The following is a 20,324-nucleotide window of genomic DNA, read 5'->3' as shown; positions in this document are numbered from 1 at the left end:
GCAAGCGGGACCGCTCACCAGCAATGGTGGGCGAAAACCGGCCGGGCCGACCGAATATGACAGCGCCCAGTGTCATTGATTTTTGGGCGCTGCCCCGATAGGTTAACGACCCCCGAGATACACCCTGTATGTAGCAGAGTAAGCGAGTGCTTACTTCAATCCGATGAGGTTCACCATGAAGAAGTGGGAATGTGTAGTGTGCGGTTTCATTTATGACGAAGCCGAAGGTCTGCCGGACGAAGGTATTGCCCCGGGTACCGCCTGGGACGACGTGCCGGAAGACTGGGTTTGCCCGGACTGTGGTGTGGGCAAGGAAGACTTCGAGATGGTGGAAATCTGATTCCACTGAGGTCTGGCCCCGGCAGGGGCCGCCCGATCTCTTCTGGCATCAGTGCATTCTGAGCGCCCGCGCACCCCGCCCGTCCATTGAACAGTGAAAGGATCATTCATGCAGCCCATCGTCATCATCGGCACCGGCCTCGCCGGCTTTAATACCGTCAAGGAATTCCGCAAGCTGGATAAGGAAACGCCCATCGTCATGCTCACTGCAGACGACGGCCGTAACTATTCTAAGCCCATGCTGTCCGCCGGTTTTACCAAGGAAAAGACCGCCGATGACCTGTGCATGGCGACACCGGAAAAGGTGGCCGAGCAGTTCAATGTGGATGTGCGCACCGGTGTCCATGTGGCCGGAATCGATCCGCAGAAGAAGCGTGTGCTGTTGCCCGATGACCATCTGGATTACAGCAAGCTGGTGCTGGCGCTGGGTGCCGATACCTGGACTCCGCCTCTGGAAGGCAACGCGGTTGGCGAGGTGTTCTCCGTCAACGACCTGATGGACTACGCCAAATTCCGTGCGGCCATTGAGGGCAAGAAGACAATCACCATTCTCGGGGGTGGTCTGATCGGCTGTGAATTTGCCAACGACCTGTCCAACGGTGGGTTCCAGGTACAGCTGGTTGAGCCGATGGGCCGCTGCCTGCCCTTGCTGCTGCCGGAAGCCGCTTCTGAAGCGGTTGGTCGCGGCCTGCAGGATCTGGGTGTGCAGTTCCACTTTGGCCCGCTGGCCAAGGCGGTGCACCACGGTGACGGTGGCAAGCTGGTGACCGAGCTGTCTGATGGCAGCAAGCTGGAATCCGATGTGGTGCTGTCTGCCATCGGCCTGCGCCCGCGTATCGGCATGGCCAAGGAAGCGGGCCTGAACACCAACCGTGGCATCCTCACCGACAAGGGACTGCGCACCAGTGCCGAGGATATTTTTGCCCTGGGCGACTGTGCCGAAGTGGAAGGCCATGTGCTGCCCTACGTGCTGCCGCTGATGGCGTCGGCCCGGGCTCTGGCCAAGACTCTGGCTGGTGAGCCCACCGATGTCAGCTACGGCGTGATGCCTGTCACCATCAAGACCCCGGCCTGCCCGGTGGTGGTGTGCCCGGCTCCGGAAGGCAGCGAAGGCGACTGGGAAGTGGAAGCCGATGGCAACACGGTCCAGGCCCTGTTCCGCGGCAAGGACGGTAACCTGCTGGGCTATGCCCTCACCGGAGATGCGGTGAAGGAAAAGATGAAGCTCAACAAGGAACTGCCGGCGGTGATGCCTTAGTCGCCACAAGCTACAAGCTGCGAGCTACAAGGCGCGGGATCGATCGGAGGTCAAACGACAAGGCCTTTCCCGCGTTTCGGGCGCGGTAGATGCGGTATTCAGTTTGCATGGCCCATCACCGTGTTGCAGCTTGTCGCTTAAGGCTTGAAGCTTTTACCTTGAAGAAGGAATTTTCATGAAGTTTGCATTGGTGTTGCTGGTTCTCGGGTGGCGTTTGCGCTGGTTGGCGTGGCGTAACGAAGGTTTCCGCAAGCAGCTGGAAAACCGCAATGTCATCATGCAATGGCGGACTTTCAACGGTAAGCCGGCGCGCTGGTTCCAATTCACCCCGGGCAAGGTCGAGGCCAAAGGGGGGATTCACCCGGCACCCACTGTGACCCTGAACTTCAAGGATGCGGGCTACGCCTTCGATACCCTGCAAAAGGCCGGCAAGAACCAGATGGCGTTCATGGAAGGGATGCAGTCCGGTGATATCAAGATCGAAGGCGATCCGGGTCAGCTGATGTGGTTCATGACGTTGATGAAATTCATCATGCCTGGTGGCAAGAAATAAGGCTTTCGTGAATTCCCTCAGAGGGTGTAAAGAGCGCCCTCTGTGCCCCTTCAGTGGACCCGGTGCGCTCTCTTCGTAGAGGATCCGGAGCATCACTTCCCCATTCTTCCTGGGGCCAGATCCAGGACAAAGTGTAAATCTGCTTGGCCCGTCGCCGCTGCCCCATTACCCTGTCAGGCACTCCCTTGCATAACGAAGGACTCACCATGCAGATGGTTAAACACGTATTTGTTGCCGTTGCCGTACTGATGCTGGCAGCCTGTGCCACCACCACCGAAACGCAATCCACCTGGCAGACCCGAACCGGCGAACCGCGCCCGGCCTTTGAGCACCTGTATGTGGTGGTGCTGGCAGATACCGCGGTGACCTCGGCTGCCGTGGAGCAGCAGGTGCGCAAAAGCCTGAAGAAGCGCGCCATCGAAACCAGTCTTTCCACAGAGACGCTGGCGGGTGAGCGCCAGCAAGCCAGTGACTTCCGCCAGCAGGTGGAAGCGGCCGTCAAGGAAAGCGGTGCCGACGGGGTGATGGTGGTCAGCCTGCTGAAAACCCAGGAGCGGGATGAGTATGTTCCCCCCACCGTGGACTATATGCCGATGACCTCTGCGCCGATGTACCTTGGCTATGGCCCCTATGTGGGCTACAGCTATAGCGCCATCTACCAGCCGGGCTATTACCAGAACGCCACGGACTACTACCTGCAGACCCAGCTCTACAGTGCGGCAACTGAAAAGCCGGTGTGGCAGGCTCAGTCGCGCAGCATGAACCCCTACAGCCTCAAGAGTGGCGCCGAAGGTTACGCCAAGAGTGTCGCCAGCCAGCTCGACAAGGATGGCGCGCTCAAGCGCTAAGTGCTCCCCAGGGCTGGCCTGTCGCTGGCCCTGTTTTCTGCCCCCCCTTTACGTTCCTGCGATTGTTCCGTCTCTCACTGCTTCTGAACTCTGTTCATCCTCAGCTCTGCCCCTTAAGGACAAGTTTCACCTTGGTCCTATGGTCATGTTCGGACAACGGGGTACTATGCTGACATCACCGTCATGTTTGTATGGGGCCAGGATGGCCTGTTTGGGGCGAGGGAGCGTGCATGCATTCCAATATGAAAACCCTTCTGGAACAGATGCGTATCACCGAGATGGATATCGGTGCACGAAAGCGGCTGCTGGAGTTTGATGATCAGGATGTGGTCGCGCTGCTCCGTTGCCGGGATCATATCGAACGCCGTCTGGATGACATTGTTGAAACCTTCTACGGCATTCAGACCAGCAATCCGGATATTGCATCACTGATTGGGGATTCTGACACTCTTGAGCGTCTGGAAACCGCCCAGCGTCGTTATATCATGGATCTCTTTTCCGGCGCTTATGACCTTGAATACACCAATAACCGCTTGAGGATTGGACTGGTCCACAAGCGCATTGGTGTGGAACCCAAATTCTATCTGTCAGCGGTATATCTGTTACACCGGTTGCTGGTGCAGAATCTTAATGACGCCATGGAGTCTGGGCTCGAGCTGCAGCGGGCATTGGTGGCACTGGACAAGCTGATCTATTTTGACGTCACCCTGGTGTTTGAAACCTATATTCTCAGCCTGGTTTCTGAAATCGAGGCAGTGAAAAACCGCACGGAAGAATATGCCAGGGCCCTGGAGGAAACGGTTGCCATGCGCAATGGCCAGTTGCGTACTGATGCACTGACCGGGCTGACAACACGCCGTTATCTGAATGAAGCCCTGCAGCGGACCGTCAAGGCGGCGCAGCGGCGCAGCGAGCCAGTTTCGTTGATATTTGTGGATGTCGATGACTTCAAGGGGCTTAACGATCGCCGCGGCCACGCCTATGGAGACCGCGTGCTGACGGAGCTGGGCAAGGTCTTGCTGGAAACGGCACGGGGCGAGGACACCTGTGTTCGTTATGGTGGTGATGAGTTCTGTGTGCTGCTGGCCAACAGCACCGAGGAGCAGGCGGAGGCCGCCTATTGCCAGCGGATTCGGCGGTTGCTGGCGGAGCGGTTGCCGGAAGTGAGTATCAGCATGGGAGTGGTGCAGACCGGGCCCGATCATTTCGAAGATGCCGATGCCCTGCTCAAGTCTGCCGACCGGCGTATGTACCTGAACAAATCTGCCGGCAAGGATGTAGCCGCCGGCTAGCGGTGGTTACGCCACAGCACCCAGCCCATACACATCCCCCTGGCGGCCATGAAGGCGTTCATGGTGAGCCACAGGCCATGGTTTTCCCAGGGCTGGGTCAGCGCCCAGATGGCGAAAAAGAGGGCCACCGAGACCAGCATGGTATTGCGCATGGCGGCGCCCCAGGTAGCACCGACGAAGATGCCGTCCAGCCAGAAGCCGGCGCTGGCAGTCAGTGGCAACAGCAACACCCACGGCAGATATGCCGTGGCCGTATCACGGATCCCGGGCAGGTCGGTCAGCAACCCAATCAAAGGGGCGCCGCCCAACGCAAAGCTCGCCAAGCCCAGGGTCGCGCAGCCAATGGTCCAGCGCCCGGTGGCGCTCACGGCCTCACGAAATCCGGCGTGATCTCCTTTGCCCTGTGCTTCCCCCACCAGCGCCTCGGCGGCATTGGCGAAGCCGTCCAGCAGGTTGCTGAGGATCAGCAGAAAGGTGATCAGGACGGCGTTGGCGGCCAGTACCGTATCCCCCAAACGGGCGCCTTGCGCGGTAAAGAAAAAGAAGGCGGTCAGCAGCGCCAGGCTGCGAATGAAGATATCGCGGTTCACACTCATCAACGCCAGCAGCGCACTGAGCCGCCATACCGGTTCGGGCTGCGATGGCGAACGCAATGCATGACGTAGCCAGAATAGCCCGCCAATCAGGCCCACGTACTCGGCGATGGCGCTGGCCGTGGCAACCCCGCGCACATCCCAGTGCCACACCTGTACCAGCAGCACATCCAGCAGGGCATTGGTGCTGTGCATCAGCACGGTCATTTTCAGTGGTACCCGGGTGTTATGGGTGCCGATGGCAAAGCCGATCAGGGCGAAATTGGCCAGTGCGGCAGGGGCACCCAGAATACGGATATCGATGTAATCGCGCGCCAGGCCTTGCACCTCGTCACTGCCGCCCAACAGCCACAGGCCGGCCTCGCGTAGCAGGGGGCTCAGGGCAATCAGGGCGAGCCCCAGTGCGCAGGACAGCACCAGCCCGCGTAACAGCACCACGCGGGTGTCCCGGCCCCCGCCACGGGCCTGGGACGCAAAACCGGTGGTCCCCATGCGCAGGAAATTGAACGAGAAGTACAGGAACATGAAGAAATTGCCGCCCAGCGCCACCGCGGCCAGATAGCGAGGGTGTTCCAGATGGCCGACCACCGCTGTGTCGACCAGCCCGAGCAGCGGTGCGGTCAGGTTCGACAGCAGCAATGGCCAGGCCAGCATCCAGATGCGTTGGTTAAGCGACAGACTCATTCATGCTCCGGCAAAATGCCCCGCCGCAGGAGCGTCGGTTATTCGCTACGCTCGGTGGCGGCGCGATCGCCTGCGTTGTTAAAGGCAGATTTACCACAGAGGACATAGCGTTCACTGAGTCAAAACAATGGCTTTCCTCAGTGGTCTCCGTGATCTCTGCGGTGGAAACGTTTTTGATCCTGGTCTGGAATCGCGCCGCCAGCGACGCTCCTACTAGGTTTTGCGCAACAGCGTCAGCATAAACAAGCCACTGGCGGCGACCACGATCGACGGCCCCACGGGCGTATTGGCAAACCAGCTCACCGTCAGCCCGGCGAGCACAGACAGGGTGCCGAGGACGCTGGCGACGATCGCCATCTGGGCAGGGGTGTGCGTCAAACGCCGGGCGCTGGCAGCGGGGATGACCAGCAGCGAAGTAATCAACAGCACCCCGACGGTACGAATGGCGCCGGCAATCAGTAGCGCCAGCAGCAGCATCAGCAACAGGCGGGTGCGTTGCACCGCGACCCCTTCGACCTGTGCCAGCTCTTCATTGACAGTGATGCTCAACAGGGCACGCCATTGCCACACCATCATGGCAAGAATCACCAGCGCACCAGCCCACAGCCCGACCACTTCTTGCCAGCCCACGGCCAGCAGATCACCGAACAGGTAGGCAAACAGGTCTACCTGGATGCCGGTTTGCAGGCTGATGGCAATCACCCCCAGTGCCAGGGTGGTATGGGCCACAATCCCGAGCAGGGTATCGCTGGCCAGTTGGCGCTGATGTTGCAGTGCGGTCAACGCGGCGGCCAGGCCAAGACACATGGCCACTACCGCCACATACAGGCTGATATCCAGTGCCAGCCCGAGGGCGGCGCCGAGCAAGGCTCCGTGGGCCAGGGTGTCGCCGAAAAAGGCCATGCGACGCCACACCACAAACGCGCCCATGGGACCAGAGACCAGCGCCACGGCCAGCCCTGCAAGCAAGGGAGGGAGCAGCAGTTCAATCATGGTTGCAGGGGCCTTCGTGGTCGTGGTGATGGTGGGCATTGCCATGCAGATCATGGTCATGGTCATGATCGTGGGTGTAGAGCGCCAGGTTCGGCGTGCCCGCAGTGGGGCCAAACAGCTCGTGGTAGGCCGGGTCCCGGCTGACGGTTTCCGGGCTGCCAGAACAGCACACATGGCGTTGCAGGCAGATCACCTCGTCGGTGGCGGCCATCACCAGGTGCAGATCGTGGGAAATCAGCAGGATGGCGCAGCCCAGTTCGTCTCGGACATCCTTGAGCAACCCATAGAGGGCATTCTGGCCGGCCACATCCACGCCTTGAGCCGGTTCGTCCAGGACCAGCAGGTCGGGTTTGCGCAGCAGGGCCCGGGCCAGCAATACCCGCTGCATTTCGCCGCCAGACAGCTTCTGCACCGCACGACGCCGCAAATGCGCGACACCTGCCCGTTCCAGGGCGGCACGGCGGGCGGCGGTGGGGCCGCTGGCGCCCTGGGGCCGCTGGCGCCCAGCCACAGGAAGCGGTCCACGGTGAGAGGCAGGCTGTCGTCGATATTGAGGTGCTGGGGCATGTAGCCGACCCGCAGGCCGCGCCGGCGCACCACCGTACCCTGATCCGGGGTCACCAGACCCAGTACCAGGCGCGCCAGGGTGCTCTTGCCTGCCCCATTGGGACCAATCAGCGTGGTGATGCGGCCGGGCGCCAGATTCAGGCTCACCTCCGATAGCACCGAGGTGCCACCCAGGGTGACCGAGACCGACTCAACCTTGACCAGTGGTTCCGACATGAGAAACCCGCCCGAAGAACAAAGGCGCAATGATATACTGCTGCCCTTTCGCCTGCACGAAGCGGGCGGTAAACAACGTTGTTGGCGGCACTCAGGCAGGGGGCTGACAGCAAAGGTCTGAGAGTGAATGACGCTATGCGCTGTTTGGGGTTGATTGTTCTGCTGTTGGTTGCCGGTCCGGCCTGGAGCCAGACCATCGTGGCCAGTGTGGAGCCGCTGGCCAAGCTGCTGCGCAGTCTGTATGGCCCAGAGGTTGAGGTGGTCACTCTCTTGCAGGCCAACCAGAACCCGCATCAGCTGGCGTTGTCTCCGCGCCAGGTCATGCAAGTGCGTGACGCGGATTTGCTGGTCTGGGTGGGTGCCGGTGTGGAGGCGCCGCTGGCGCCGCTGGTGGCGCGTCGCGACAGGGTGTCGGTGGCGCTACTGGAGCTGGCGAACGTGGAGCGTCGGGAAGGTGGGCACGCTGATCATGGGCATGGCCATGATGATCATGACCACCACGATGAGAATGGCGCGCATCACAATGCCAATCTGGACCCGCATCTGTGGTTGTCGATAAAGAACATGCAGTTGCTGGCGGAAGCGGTGGCCAGCGTCATGCCCGAAGGATTGCAGCAGGGGCAGCCCGGGCTATGGCGGCAGCAGGCTGAGCTGACGTTGGGGCAGCTCCGTGAGCAACTGGGGCCCTATGCGTCTACGGACTGGCTGAGTTATCACCAGCCTTGGGGGTATTTCAGCGCGGTAGTGGGGCTGGCCGAGCCGTTGCAGGTGAGTCAGCAGCTGGATGCGGGGCCTGGCAGCCGCCGCTTTGTGGCGCTGGCCCAGGAGATCCGTGACCGTAAGCTGCACTGCATGATCGTGGAGCCGGAAGCCCGTGCCGCCATGCTGCACAGGCTCTGCCCGGAGTGTAAGGCGGTGGCGCTGGATCCCCTGGGGCGAGACCAGCCGTCGCTCAACTACCTCCCCTGGCTCAACACCCTGGCTGACGGTTTTCAGCGTTGCCTGCAAGCTGGTCCCTGAGCGGGGCGCTCAGTCGGGGGTAACCCTGCAGAGCGCGCTTACAAATCCCGGATCGGGATCAGTGTTGGCGGTGGCGGTGGGGGTGTGTCACTGGGCGGGGGGGCAGGTGGCCGTGCCGTTTCCGCTTGCCGCTGACGCATTTCCTGTTGCTCGTTTTCCAGAAAACGTGCCTCGTTGCTCATGGCGTTGAGCCCCTGACTTTCATCGCTGGTGTCCAGCTCCACCGGAGATTGCAGGTACAGCGACTCCAGCTCCTCGCCATTGAGCGGGGTCGCCGGGCCGGACTCGCGGGTTTGCGGGGCCTGATCATCAGGCGGCGCCGTATCGGGCAATTGTTCTGCGGCCAGGCTCAGGCCTGGTGCCAGCAGCAAACTTGTTATTAGTCTTTTCATGTCCGGAATCATAGCTGCCGCCCCCTGAAAGGGGAATGTTTTCCCGGTCCGGGATGTCAAGGTGGGTCATTTCGCCGATAACAGGAAGCTCAGCCATTGAGGCCGGTTCGGAAACCGGTATGCTGGTTCGCTTTCTACGAGGGATACACATGGTTCAACCGTTGGCAATGGCATGCTGGGATTTGTCCTGGCTGTTGCACCGCGACTTGCGCGACGGTGCCTTTGCCTCGTTGGAGCGTGTGCTCGACGACACCCAGCTGCGCGGGTTCAACGCGTTGCGCGTGGACCCCTGCCCCCACCTGATCGCAACCCCGGAAAATGGCATCCATCTGGATCGCTGCGAATTGATGCCGAATTCGGGTCCGCCGGTGGAAGTGAAGATTCGCCATGCCTTGCAGCAGCTGATGCAGTCCACCCATGAGCGGGGCATGAAACTCTGGTTCAGCAGCCACTTCATTAATGACAGCCGTGCCCGCCGTTCCTTTGTCCGCCGCCCGGAAGATTATGTGGCGGTGTGGAGCGATACCCTCTCGCTGATTCAGGAATGGGGTTATCTGGACGACGTGGCAGGGGTGGATTTCTGCTATCAGTTCCCGTCTCTGCCGGCGGCCCACGGAGTGACTCGCCGGGTATTCAATCGTTCGCCGGAGCGTGGCTTGCCGTCTCGTTGGTCGCCCACCGCTGCCGAGCGATTGGAGGCGTATCTGCTGGATGTGCCACGGGCGTTGCATGCCCTGTTTCCCTCTGTGCCGGTGGGGCTCAGCACCACCACCGCGCTCAGCGAGCAGCTGCGTCAGCTTGATACCAGCGAGCTGGATTTTCTCGATTTCAGCCTGTGGCTGGATGATGACCCGCGCTATCGGCTTGCCAGTGGTGAGGCCATGCCCATGTCCGGGCTGTTGGGGCGTCTGGCGAGCCCGGTGAAACAGGTGCTGCTGGATGCGGCAGGCAACCACTGGCAGCGGCGGCTGGAAGACCAATTGCAGCGGCGAATGGCCTTTACCCGTCTGCGGCGGCTTAGCCCGGTATTGGGGAACGGCTTTGTCCGTCAGCCAAGGGGGCTGCGCAGCATGCCGACGGGCTGGGCGGATCTGCACGAAATGATGGTGGTCAATGCCCTGACCCAGGGCGTTGAAGCCATGACCCCCACCTCGCTGGCCTCACCGGACTATGACTGGCTGTGGCAGGAGCAGGATTATCTGGCTCACCTGAATCACATGATTCTGGCGGGGACACGCTGACCTGACCGGGAGGGAGAGTCGGCAAGCGATGCGCCTTCGATGAAGGCAGAATCAATCGAGACCTTGCGTCCGCCAGGCAAAAATCCGTGCAAACTCCGCCGGGTCCTTGCTGCCCTGCCCTTCACTCTGTTCCGCTACCGGTCCGGCCAGTCGTGACAGCCAGAAGCGCAAGGCGGCCACTTGCAGGGCCAGGGTCAGGCGGGCGTCATCAACGGTTCCGCCCTGCTCCCGGTAGGCGTCGAGCAAGGCGGTTTGCCGTGCCGCCACAGGTTTGCCTGCCTCGTCCACACACCAATCGTTGAGCGTTACCGCCAGGTCATATTCCGGGTGGTCCAGACACGCGTTGTAGAAATCCAGTAGCGCGCTTATCTGGCCGTCCTGCCACAGCAGGTTGTCGCGGAACAGGTCTCCATGGATCAGGGTTTGGCCGGCAGGGGTTGCCTGCCAGCGCGTCAGACACTCGCGGGCGGCGTTCTGCCATTGATCGGGCAGGTGGCGGAGTTGTTCTGTCAGTCCAGCCAGCCGTTCGCGCTCGCCGGGCAGTGGCGCCAGGGTGTTCACCGGACATTGATGCAAGCGGGCCAGCAGCGCTCCGACCTGGCGGCAGCGGTGGGCATCAACGGCAAAATCATGGTCGCCGGGCAGGCGCGGCATCAAGACGGCGGCTTTATTGGCGACCCGGCATTGCCAGTGTCCGTCAGGGGCGGGCAGGGGGGCGGGGACCGGCAGGTGCTCATGGTCGGCCAGTTGTGCGAGCAGCTCCAGGTAGGGGGTGAGCGCGTCTGGCTCCAGCGTCTCGAATACGGTCAGCACCAGCGGGCTGGGTTGACCCTGCGGGTCACGGGCCTCAATCAGAAAAGTGCTGTTCTCAATGCCATGGCTGGCGCCACGAAAGTCCACCAGCTGGAAGCCGTAGTCGGCCAGCAGCGCGGACATTTGTTGTCGGGAGAGCGGAGTGTAAACGGACATGGCGACTTCCTGGGAACAGACACTGCCTTCCGGCAATGGTATAACAGGCAACCATTGCGTACTCAAACAATAACAAAAGGAAGATCTCGCATGCGTTACTGGATGCTTTTGGGGTTGTTGTTCAGTGCTCCGCTGTGGGCCGACACTGTGGCTCACTATCAGGACCAGCGTTATGGCTACATTGCGGGTAACCTGGGGCACTTCACGGTCGAGGAAGACAAGATCGATGACACCATGACGCCCACCGGTGTGAACCTGCGCCTGGGTGGCATGATGGACCCTAACTGGGGGGTCGAGCTTCGTGTTGGCGCAGCACCGTCCGGCGATACGTTCCGCACGGAAGGCACGGCAGACAAGGTGGATTATTCACTGGATCATGTCGGCGCCTTGCTGGGCACTTTCCGGTTGCCGTTCAAGCTGCCAGTGGCCCTGCCTATGGTGGATTCCCTCTATGCCCAAGCCTTTGCTGGCGGTGCCGCTGTGCGGGTTAAGACCGATACGGTGACGTGCCAGGGGGCGCAATGCAGCAATGAGGTGTCCCGTCGTGATTATTTCAGTTTTGCTTTTGGTGCCGGGGTCGGCATTCGCACTGAATTCAATCTGGGGCTGAGTCTGCAATACATGCAATACACCTATGAAGATCCGGTCACCGTAAAAGCCATTGAAGGTGGGCTGGAGTGGTATTTCTGACACCGCTGAACATGACCAAGGAGACATCATGAATTCCGCAGTATTTGAGCGCGCTGCCCTGAAGGCCCTGATGGCCCTGCCGGGGCCGGTGCTGGATCGGTTGTCTGCCGGGCTGGAGACTCTCGGGCGTTCTCATCTGGATTCGCGTATCCGTTTTTTGCTGGCCTTGAGCAGTGCCAAGCCCACCCTCAACAGTGGCACAGTAGGTCAGGCGCGCGCGCTGTACCGTCAGGTCATTGAGCTGCTTGATGTGGCGGAGCGGCCCTTGCCGGTGGTGGTGGATCACCAGGTACCGGGTGCGCAGGGACACAGCTTGCTGGTGCGGCGTTATCGTCCGGCTCAGGCGCCCCGCTTGGCGCCGGCCATCCTGTTCTTCCACGGCGGCGGGTTCACTGTTGGTAGCGTGGAAGACTACGACCGGGTGTGCCGCTACATCGCAGAGCGCACCGGTGCCGTGGTGCTGAGTGTCGACTACCGGTTGGCGCCGGAACATCCGTCACCGGTAGCGGCTGACGATTGCCTCGCCGCCTGGCAATGGTTGCTGGCCAACACGGCCGAGCTGGGCTTGGACCCGGCCCGATTGGCGGTAATGGGCGACAGCGCGGGGGGCAATCTCAGTGCCGTCGTATCCCAGCAGGCGGCATTGGCCGGGCTGCCAGTGCCGGCCTTGCAAGTGCTGGTGTATCCCACTACCGATGGGGCCCTGGCGCATCCCTCGATTCAGAACCTGGGGCAGGGCTTTGGTCTGGACTTACCGTTGCTGACCTGGTTTCGTAGCCACTTCATACAGGATGAAAAGCTGGTCGAGGATTACCGCGTGTCGCCCCTGCGTAACCCGGATCTGGCCGGTCAACCGGCGACGTTGCTGATTACTGCCACCGACCCGCTGCGCGATGAAGGGTTGGCTTACGGGGAAAAACTGCGTGAGGCCGGCGTGTCCGTCAGCAGTCTGGATTTCCCCAGGCTGGTCCACGGTTTTTTCACCATGGGTGGAGTAATCCCCGCGGCGAAAGCGGCCCTGGATGCGATCTGCGACGCGACGGCAAATCACATCTAGCTACGAGATATGAGCTTTGAGCTAACAGCTTCGAGTGAAAAGCCCGGAAAAGCGGCTTCATCAAAGCAGGGGCTTCCTCATAGCTCAAAGCTCATAGCTCGCAGCTGCTCTTAAAATTCCCCCACAAACTGATTATAAAACTGCCGTGCGGTGCGCCCTGAGCGCACACCCTTTTCAATGGAAAAGCGCCGCGCACGAATGTGGAGCTGTTCGCGGTCTTCAATCTCACCGAACAGGTGATCCACAATCTCGAAAAATTGTGGCTCGCTGATTGGATAAAAGCTCAGCCCCAGCCCAAAACGGTCCGCCAGGGAAATCTTTTCTTCCACGGCATCACCGTGGTGTATTTCCCGCCCCACCACCTGTGATTGCGCATTGTCTTTCATGTATTCCGGCAACAGATGTCGGCGGTTGCTGGTGGCGTAAATACGGACATTTTCCGGCGGCAGTTCCAGTGACCCTTCCAGTACGCTTTTCAAATGTTTGTATTGGTTCTCGCCGTCTTCGAACGACAGATCGTCGCAATAAATGATGAACCGCTGGCTTCGATCGCGAATGTCATCGACGATTTCCGGCAAGTCGTGCAGGTCATCCTTGTCTACCTCGATCACGCGCAGGCCACGAGGGGCATACGCATTGAGCAGGGCCTTGACGATGGACGACTTGCCGGTGCCGCGGCTGCCCCACAGCAACACATGGTTGCAGGGTTGGCCGGCCAGAAAGCGCTCGGTGTTCTGGATAATCTTTCGCTTTTGTTCGTCGATGCCGAGCAGATCATCCAGTCGTACCGGGTCGGGATGTTGCACCGGGCGCAGTGACGCGGTGCGCCCGCGCCAGATGGCCGCAGGCAGGGTGCGCCAGTCGAGAGGGGAGGAGGCGTTCATGAAAACTCCACAACGGACAGAAAGGGAAAAATAGTCGAGAAATCCGGTTCATCATACATGCGTCTGCCGTCAGCTTTGACTATGCTTGGGGCAGAACGCTCATGAATTCAGGAGATGCTTTGATGAAAGCTGCTGCACTGGCCTTGCCTGCCCTTGTGTTGTTGATGGCGGGCTGTACCCACAAATACGACACGGATTACCCCATGGGCCTGCCGACAGATACGGAAAGCTGCCCGGAAGATCCGCCGCAGCAGTGTACCCAGGATTACCGCCCGGCCTACGGCTATGACGAGAACGGCGGCATTCTGGGGGAGTTCGGCAACGCCTGCATGGCCTGTGGTCAGGATGCGGTGAAATACACTTCACCGAAGCTCAATCCGGAGGTGCCGCGCCCGGCGCCACAGCAAAATCCGCCCGCCAGCGGCCAGTAAGCGGGGCCGCGATTGAGTCGAGCCCTGACCCGGTTGCTGGATTTTGATGACCAGTACCGGCGTGACCAGAAACAAGGTCAGGCCTTCCTGCACCGGCGTGACCGACGTTTTGCCCAGCAGCAACAGGAGCAACGCCAGCCGCTGACGGTGCCCGCGTGGCTACAGGCGCTCCATGCGCTCAATGACCAGCGTCGTGACTCCGGCCCGGATGTCCGTCTGCGCCGTTGGCGGCAAGCCCGTTGGGTGTTTGCCGGCCTTGGCACGGTGTTGGGGGCCGCCTTCATGCTGGGGTTGCTGGTGTACGACGGTGGCCGTCAGATCAACCTGACCCTGCTGATGGCGCTGGTCGCCCTGCAATGCCTGTTGGCGGTGCTGACCAGTGTGCAGGCCTGGCTGGGCTGGCAACCCTGGCGCGGCCTGTTCGGTGCTCAGGCGGATGACGACCCACTGGCCTCGCTGCGCCCTGCCCTGTCTGCCCGTATCGCCCATACCGGTGGGCTGCTGTTTGCCATCAGTGGTTTGCTGGCCTTGCTGGTCATGGTGGTGGTACAGGATCTGGCCTTTGGCTGGAGTACTACCTTGCAGACCTCTGCCGAGGGCTATCACGCTCTGGTCAGTCTGTTGGCCCAACCCTGGCAGACGCTGTGGCCAGAGGCTGTGCCGAGCCAGGCGCTGGTCTCCGCCTCCCAGTTTTACCGCCTCAACAGCGAGGGGGCAGTCAGTGATCCCGCCTTGTTGGGCACCTGGTGGCCCTTTGTGTTGATGCTGTGGCTCAGCTACGTGCTGCTGCCTCGACTGGTGTTATTGGTGCTGGCGGGTCTGCAGGTGCGTTGGCAGGCCCGACGGGCACTGGCCCGGCACCCGGGCTATGCCCCCCTGCTGTACCGGTTCGAGACTCCGTGGGTGGAAACCCGCGGTGAAGAAGAGGCGCCGAGGGCCCCGGCAGAGGCCACCGTAGCCCTGTCGCCCTTGCCTGCCAGTAGCACCCTGATTCACTGGGCCGGTGCCGGCATGCGCTCAGGTGCCGTGGCGGGGACCCTGAGTCGAGGGCCGGGGCCCCGGCAATTACGGGCCGGAGGCAACAGCACGCTCGAGCAGGATGCAGAGGCCCTGCGTGAGGCGGGCCGACGCCGGGAGCCAGTGATTCTGGTGGCGCGGGGCTGGGAACCGCCCACGGGTGAGCTCAGTGATTTCATTATGGATGCCCGCGAGCAGTGGCCTGCAGGCACCCTGCTGGCATTGGTGCCGCTGGCTGATGAAGAGGGGGCGGCGTTGACTGACCGCGGCTTGCAGGCCCAATGGCAACGGTTTGTGGAACGCCAGCAGGACCCTCATCTCCTGCTCTGTGCCCCTGAGGCCCAATCCGACAATACTCCGGTTGATGCAGACCATGGACGCTAACGACACCGGCAAGGCCGCTGACAGCCTGCCCCGCTTCGCGGTGGTGGGTCACCCCAACAAAGGCAAGTCCAGCGTGGTGGCGACCCTCGCCCAGAATGACTCCATTGCCATCGCCATGGAGCCCGGCACCACCCGCGACAGCCACCGCTATCCCATGAAGGTGGATGACGTCACCCTCTATGAATTGATCGACACCCCGGGGTTCCAGCGACCGCGCAAGCTGTTGGCCTGGCTGCAGGGGCACAGCCTGTCTGCGTCCGACCGCCCCGATACCGTGGCCGCGTTCGTGAACCAGCATAGCGATGACCCCCGTTATCACGACGAATGCGAGTTGCTGCGGCCCATTGTGGCGGGCGCCGGGATTATCTACGTGGTCGATGGGTCGGTGCCCTACAACCGCGAGCACGAAGCGGAAATGAATATCCTGCGCTGGACTGGTCGGCCCAGTCTGGCGCTGATCAACCAGATCGGCAGTGACGACTACAGTGCCGACTGGGAAGCGGCCCTGGGCCAGTACTTCCAGATCGTGCGGCGCTTTGACGCGGTGCGGGCGCCGTTCGAAAAACACCTTGATCTGCTGCGAAGTTTCGGTGAACTGGCGCCGAACTGGCGCGAAACCCTGGATGCGGCGCTGGAATACCTGCAGGCGTTGAAGTTCGGCCGGGACCACCAGGCCCTGGAGCAGATCGCCGATGCTCTCATCGACATGCTGGGCCATCAGGAAACGGCCCGGCTAGGGGAGCATCAGGATGCCAGGCCCCTGTTGCCGCAGCTGCGCCAGCGCTGGCAGGCCTGGCAGCGGGAGCGGGAGCAGCGCCAGCGCCGCGCGGTAGAAGATATCTACCTGCACAGGCGGCTGCAGCGCGAAGAGTCGGATCTGACCCTGCCAGACGAAAGTGATCTGTTCAGCGAGCGAACCCGCCAGTTATGGGGGATCAGCAAGGGGCAACTGGCCGCCGCCGGTTTCGGGGCGGGGGCGGTGGGCGGTGCCGGGCTCGATGCGGTCACCTTCGGTCATTCCCTGGGTACCGGGGCCCTGGTGGGCGGCTTGTTGGGGGCGGCGGGCAGTTATTTCTACAGTGACAAGCTCAACAAGGTCAAAGTGGGCCCGCTCAGTGGGGGTTTCCGCGAAGCGGTCTACGGTCCGCTCAAGGATCCACAATTCGCCTATGTGGTGCTGGGACGGGCGTTGGTGCACTGGTATCAGGTCAGCCAGCGTAATCACGCCGGTCGAGATGTGCTGGTGGTCACCGACAGCGATGGCCATTGGCTAGACGTGTTATCCCGTGGGGACCGCAATGCCCTGCAGAAGAGCCTGCAAGCGCTGGCCCGCCGCCGCTTTGACCCAAGCAAGCGACAGCGCTTGATCGAGCAGCTGGAGTTGGCGCAACAGGCCTTTGCCCAGTGGCAACTGGAGCAATTCTGACGGCGCAAGGCGCTTCAGCAGCAGGGTTGCTGGCGCTCAGGATAAAATTTGCACGCCACTGGGGCGATAAAATCGCCCTTCTGAAAGTCATTCATTGCGCCATTGGTGGGCGTAGGGGCAATCTGGCACGGACGTAAGAGGACGTGACATGCTGCCCGAAGAGATCAAACTCAGACTGGATTCCTTTTCCCGCCCTGCCTGGCGCCCCCAGGCGGGCCCGGCGGTGCCCGGTGCCATGTCCAAATTCGGCGGCCTGCCGCTGCTCAAGCCGGATGAAAGCTGGCCGTGCTGTGGCTGCTGTTACGAGCCCATGCAGCTGATGGTGCAGCTGGATTCCCGTGATCTGCCGGCGGCCTCCCCGTTCGGCGATGGCGTATTGCAGGTGTTTTACTGCATCAACGGCGACGAGGATTGCGAAGTGCTGGGCCAGGCGCACCTGCCCTTTTCCGAAGCGTCTCTGGTACGGGTGATTCCCCGGGATCAGGCCCAGGGCTTCGACGCCCTGCCCCTCAACCAGCCCAATGCGTTCGCGGAGCAGGCCCTGACCGGCTGGATTCCCTTGACCGATTACCCGGACAGTGAAGAAACCGCTGCCGTTAACGATCGCCACCCGGAGGGGACGCTGGCCCTGCTGCACTCACACCGCCCTGCCCCGCGCCCCGGTGACAAGTTGCTTGGCTGGCCGCACTGGGTGGAGGGGGTGGCATACCCGAGTTGCCCCTGCTGTCAGCAACCCATGCAGTTTGTGTTGCAACTGGACTCCTCGGACACCTTGCCGTTCTGTTTTGGCTACTATGGCTGTGCCCATGTGTTTCAGTGCGAGACCCATCGCGAGATCATGACCCTCACCTGGGAAAATCGCCCGATGTAGTCTTATTGTCCCCGCTCTCGGCGATACTGCTGCGGCGAGACCCCTATCTGTTTCTTGAACAATCGTGAAAAATAATAGGGATCGTCGTAGCCAAGCCGGGCGGCGATCTGCACCACCGTTTCCTCGGTAATATCCAGCAAATAACAGGCATGGCTGACCTTGATGCGCTGAAAAGCCTGCATGGGGGTTTGTCCGGTCTGCCGTTTGTATTCACGAATAAAGTGATAACGGGACAGCGTGCTGGTGGCATCGACCAACTCGTCCAGCGACAGGCGCCGATCCAGGGCGGTTTGCAGGTAACTGTTGACCCGGGTAACGTCCAGCGTGGCATGGCGAGCCAGATGTTGATGGCGCATCAGGGCGGCAAAGGCCAGCAGGCTGCGTAGCAGGTTGGCGGCATACACCAGGTGTTCCGGTTGAACCCGGGTAGCCGCCACCAGCAGGGCCTGGAAGGTCTCCGCCAGTCGTGAATGAACCCCGATATGGACCTTGTAGTGACCGGGCTGACCGGCAATTTCGTCAAAAAACTGTGCTACATCATGGCCGCCCAGATGCACCCAGTAGATGCTCCACGGTTGGGCCGGGTCGGCCTGGTATTGATGCGCGACCCCACTGGGCAACAACACCAAATCGCCAGCGTCGATGGATTGTTCGTGGCCATCCACCTGCAAGATTCCTTGCCCGGCAATGCAGTAGATCAACAGGTCATCCGCAGGCATGCGCCGCTGCATGCGATGCCCCCGTGCACGTGGATAAAAGCCGACACCATGAGGCATGCAGCCTGCACACAGTGGGTGCCCGGCAATGCTGTCCAGTACCGCGGGCGGGATAACCGTCCGCTGACCGCGTTCTGACAGTGGCCAGCTGGAGGGCTCCGCGTGACCGTGTGAAGAGGATGTTGAGAGGCTCATAAACCGCAATATAGTCCATTAGGCGGCAAAAAGGACTATCTGCCATCGGCTGGGGCTGTGCTACAACTGGAACCAGAACCGATACCCTCTGGAGAGTTGTTATGCCCCATCGCCTGCCCCTGTTGATCAACGGCGAGTTCGTTGCCAGTCAGACCCGTGAGTGGATCCCCGTGACCAACCCGGCTACCCAGGCAATTCTTTGTGAGGCCCCTGCTGCCACGGCAGACGAAATGGCGCAAGCCATCGCCGCTGCCAAGGCGGCGTTTGAAAGCTGGAAGGAAGTGCCGGTATCCGAGCGGGCACGGTTGATGCTGCGTTATCAGGCGTTGCTGAAAGAGCATCAGGAAGAGATTGCCGAGATCCTCAGCCAGGAAACCGGCAAGACCTTCGAGGATGCCAAGGGGGATGTCTGGCGCGGTATCGAAGTCGCCGAACAAGCCGCTAACATCGCTTCGTTGATGATGGGGGAAACGGTGGAAAACGTGGCGCGCAGCATCGACACGCATTCCTGGACCCAGCCGCTGGGCGTATGCGCAGGCATTACCCCCTTCAACTTTCCCGCCATGATCCCGCTGTGGATGTTCCCGCTGGCCATTGCTGCGGGGAATACCTTTGTCCTCAAGCCCTCCGAGCAGGACCCCATGACCCCCAACCGGTTGGTGGAACTGTTTCTTCAAGCGGGCGCGCCCCCGGGAGTGCTGCAGCTGGTGCATGGCGGCAAGGAGCAGGTGGACACCCTGCTCACCCATCCTGATATCAAGGCTGTGTCCTTTGTTGGTTCGGTGCCGGTGGGGCAGCACGTTTACCGCACCGCCACGGATCACATGAAACGGGCCCAGTGTTTCGCCGGTGCAAAGAACCACATGGTGATCATGCCTGATGCCAACAAGAACCAGGTGATCAACAGCCTGGTGGGGGCGTCCTGTGGGGCGGCGGGGCAGCGTTGCATGGCCATCAGCGTGGCCGTATTCGTAGGGGACTCAAAAGCCTGGGTGGATGAACTGAAAAACGAGTTCGCCAACATCCGTCCCGGTGCCTGGAACGATCCGCAAGCGGCCTACGGACCACAGATCAGCCCCCAGGCCAAACAACGGGTGCTGACACTGATCAAGCAGGGCAAGGAGGAGGGCGCAACCTGTTTGCTGGATGGCTCCGATTGCACCGTGGAAGGCCTGCCCGATGGCAACTGGGTCGGCCCTACCCTGTTCACCGATGTGACCCCGGACATGGCCATTTACCGGGAAGAAATTTTCGGCCCGGTGTTGTGCTGTGTCACCGTGGATTCCCTGGAAGAAGCATTGGCGTTGGTGAATAACAGCCCCTACGGCAATGGCACTTCCATCTTTACCGCCAGCGGTGCTGCCGCCCGTAAATACCAGCACGAAGTGGAAGTGGGGCAGGTGGGGATCAACGTACCGATCCCGGTGCCGCTGCCGTTCTTCAGCTTCACGGGCTGGAAAGGATCGTTCTACGGCGACCAGCATGCGTACGGCAAACAGGCGGTGCGGTTCTATACGGAAACCAAGACCGTCACCAGCCGCTGGTTCGACGATGACATCCCGGCAAGCGGCCCGAATATGAGTATTCATTTGAAATGATCGTAGGGCGGAAATGGGCGAATGCCCATCTCCGCATTCTGCGTTCGATGGTGGAGATACATCACTGTAGGAGCGTCGCTGGCGGCGCGA

At 61.2% G+C, this 20,324-nt stretch carries 20 protein-coding genes and 1 pseudogene; 14 read left to right on the top strand and 7 right to left on the bottom strand.

Features of this window, described 5'->3' with window-relative positions:
• Positions 1-175: 175 nt before the first annotated feature.
• From rd to A15D_RS02120, 5 genes are all read left to right on the top strand, one after another.
• On the top strand, positions 176-340 hold the full coding sequence (rd, locus tag A15D_RS02140) for a rubredoxin (RefSeq protein ID WP_008929914.1): 165 nt from the start codon (positions 176-178) through the stop codon (positions 338-340).
• A 108-nt stretch (positions 341-448) separates the two neighbouring features.
• Positions 449-1,597 carry an NAD(P)/FAD-dependent oxidoreductase gene (locus A15D_RS02135; RefSeq protein ID WP_102790576.1) on the top strand — a complete coding sequence of 383 codons (1,149 nt, stop codon included), beginning with the start codon at positions 449-451 and terminating at the stop codon, positions 1,595-1,597.
• 175 nt (positions 1,598-1,772) lie between these two features.
• Positions 1,773-2,150 (top strand): hypothetical protein, encoded by a 378-nt coding sequence (locus A15D_RS02130; RefSeq protein WP_102790575.1) that lies wholly within the window; start codon positions 1,773-1,775, stop codon positions 2,148-2,150.
• A gap of 206 nt (positions 2,151-2,356) precedes the next feature.
• Positions 2,357-2,998, top strand: a complete 642-nt coding sequence (locus A15D_RS02125) for a hypothetical protein (RefSeq protein WP_102790574.1) — start codon at positions 2,357-2,359, stop codon at positions 2,996-2,998.
• Positions 2,999-3,228: 230 nt separating this feature from the next.
• Positions 3,229-4,290, top strand: a complete 1,062-nt coding sequence (locus tag A15D_RS02120) for a GGDEF domain-containing protein (RefSeq protein WP_102790573.1) — start codon at positions 3,229-3,231, stop codon at positions 4,288-4,290.
• On the opposite strand, the gene A15D_RS02115 is transcribed toward A15D_RS02120, so the two are convergent.
• From A15D_RS02115 to znuC, 3 genes and pseudogenes are all read right to left on the bottom strand, one after another.
• Positions 4,287-5,567, bottom strand: a complete 1,281-nt coding sequence (locus A15D_RS02115; RefSeq protein WP_102790572.1) for an MATE family efflux transporter — start codon at positions 5,565-5,567, stop codon at positions 4,287-4,289. The two genes, A15D_RS02120 and A15D_RS02115, sit on opposite strands and share 4 nt — an antisense overlap.
• Before the next feature lie 213 nt (positions 5,568-5,780).
• Positions 5,781-6,560 carry a zinc ABC transporter permease subunit ZnuB gene (gene znuB / locus A15D_RS02110; RefSeq protein WP_102790571.1) on the bottom strand — a complete coding sequence of 260 codons (780 nt, stop codon included), beginning with the start codon at positions 6,558-6,560 and terminating at the stop codon, positions 5,781-5,783.
• A pseudogene (gene znuC / locus A15D_RS02105) lies at positions 6,553-7,343 on the bottom strand (zinc ABC transporter ATP-binding protein ZnuC). Before znuC ends, znuB begins: the two are co-directional and overlap by 8 nt.
• A 123-nt stretch (positions 7,344-7,466) precedes the next feature.
• Here znuC and A15D_RS02100 point away from each other — a divergent pair.
• Entirely contained in the window at positions 7,467-8,363 is an 897-nt protein-coding gene (locus A15D_RS02100; RefSeq protein WP_233192011.1) for a metal ABC transporter substrate-binding protein, read from the top strand.
• A gap of 38 nt (positions 8,364-8,401) precedes the next feature.
• Here the strand turns inward: A15D_RS02100 and A15D_RS02095 are convergent, their stop codons facing one another.
• On the bottom strand, positions 8,402-8,755 hold the full coding sequence (locus A15D_RS02095) for a hypothetical protein (RefSeq protein ID WP_233192010.1): 354 nt from the start codon (positions 8,753-8,755) through the stop codon (positions 8,402-8,404).
• 149 nt (positions 8,756-8,904) lie between these two features.
• Between A15D_RS02095 and A15D_RS02090 the strand changes: the two genes are divergently transcribed.
• The gene (locus A15D_RS02090) at positions 8,905-9,996 is read left to right on the top strand and encodes a cellulase-like family protein (RefSeq protein ID WP_233192007.1); all 1,092 of its coding nucleotides are present in this window, start codon (positions 8,905-8,907) and stop codon (positions 9,994-9,996) included.
• Positions 9,997-10,047: 51 nt separating this feature from the next.
• On the opposite strand, the gene A15D_RS02085 is transcribed toward A15D_RS02090, so the two are convergent.
• The gene (locus A15D_RS02085) at positions 10,048-10,965 is read right to left on the bottom strand and encodes a phosphotransferase (protein WP_102790568.1); all 918 of its coding nucleotides are present in this window, start codon (positions 10,963-10,965) and stop codon (positions 10,048-10,050) included.
• Positions 10,966-11,055: 90 nt separating this feature from the next.
• Here A15D_RS02085 and A15D_RS02080 point away from each other — a divergent pair, with 90 nt between their 5' ends.
• Positions 11,056-11,655, top strand: a complete 600-nt coding sequence (locus A15D_RS02080) for a porin family protein (RefSeq protein WP_102790567.1) — start codon at positions 11,056-11,058, stop codon at positions 11,653-11,655.
• 28 nt (positions 11,656-11,683) lie between these two features.
• Complete coding sequence (locus A15D_RS02075; protein ID WP_102790566.1) at positions 11,684-12,712, top strand: alpha/beta hydrolase; 1,029 nt, start codon at positions 11,684-11,686, stop codon at positions 12,710-12,712.
• A gap of 110 nt (positions 12,713-12,822) precedes the next feature.
• On the opposite strand, the gene A15D_RS02070 is transcribed toward A15D_RS02075, so the two are convergent.
• Positions 12,823-13,596: an ATP-binding protein gene (locus A15D_RS02070; protein ID WP_102790565.1), complete on the bottom strand. Its 774-nt coding sequence runs from the start codon at positions 13,594-13,596 to the stop codon at positions 12,823-12,825.
• Positions 13,597-13,718: 122 nt separating this feature from the next.
• Here A15D_RS02070 and A15D_RS02065 point away from each other — a divergent pair, with 122 nt between their 5' ends.
• The 4 genes from A15D_RS02065 to A15D_RS02050 all read left to right on the top strand — a co-directional run bounded on the left by A15D_RS02065 (position 13,719) and on the right by A15D_RS02050 (position 17,725).
• A complete protein-coding gene (locus A15D_RS02065) occupies positions 13,719-14,027 on the top strand; it encodes a hypothetical protein (RefSeq protein ID WP_102790564.1) in 309 nt (102 codons plus the stop codon).
• Between the two features lie 12 nt (positions 14,028-14,039).
• The gene (locus tag A15D_RS02060; protein ID WP_102790563.1) at positions 14,040-15,428 is read left to right on the top strand and encodes a DUF2868 domain-containing protein; all 1,389 of its coding nucleotides are present in this window, start codon (positions 14,040-14,042) and stop codon (positions 15,426-15,428) included.
• Complete coding sequence (locus A15D_RS02055) at positions 15,418-16,854, top strand: GTPase/DUF3482 domain-containing protein (RefSeq protein ID WP_102790698.1); 1,437 nt, start codon at positions 15,418-15,420, stop codon at positions 16,852-16,854. Before A15D_RS02060 ends, A15D_RS02055 begins: the two co-directional genes overlap by 11 nt.
• A 148-nt stretch (positions 16,855-17,002) precedes the next feature.
• Positions 17,003-17,725: a DUF1963 domain-containing protein gene (locus A15D_RS02050; protein WP_102790562.1), complete on the top strand. Its 723-nt coding sequence runs from the start codon at positions 17,003-17,005 to the stop codon at positions 17,723-17,725.
• A gap of 2 nt (positions 17,726-17,727) precedes the next feature.
• Here the strand turns inward: A15D_RS02050 and A15D_RS02045 are convergent, their stop codons facing one another.
• Positions 17,728-18,636, bottom strand: a complete 909-nt coding sequence (locus tag A15D_RS02045; RefSeq protein ID WP_102790561.1) for an AraC family transcriptional regulator — start codon at positions 18,634-18,636, stop codon at positions 17,728-17,730.
• A 101-nt stretch (positions 18,637-18,737) separates the two neighbouring features.
• Here A15D_RS02045 and A15D_RS02040 point away from each other — a divergent pair, with 101 nt between their 5' ends.
• On the top strand, positions 18,738-20,234 hold the full coding sequence (locus A15D_RS02040; protein WP_102790560.1) for a CoA-acylating methylmalonate-semialdehyde dehydrogenase: 1,497 nt from the start codon (positions 18,738-18,740) through the stop codon (positions 20,232-20,234).
• The last annotated feature ends 90 nt before the right edge of the window (positions 20,235-20,324 follow it).

The organism is Alcanivorax sp. MD8A (assembly GCF_002888555.1).
Taxonomy (GTDB): Bacteria; Pseudomonadota; Gammaproteobacteria; order Pseudomonadales; family Alcanivoracaceae; genus Alcanivorax.
The sequence above is the reverse complement of the archived record's forward strand: the minus strand, read 5'-3'. Positions and strand labels throughout refer to the sequence as shown.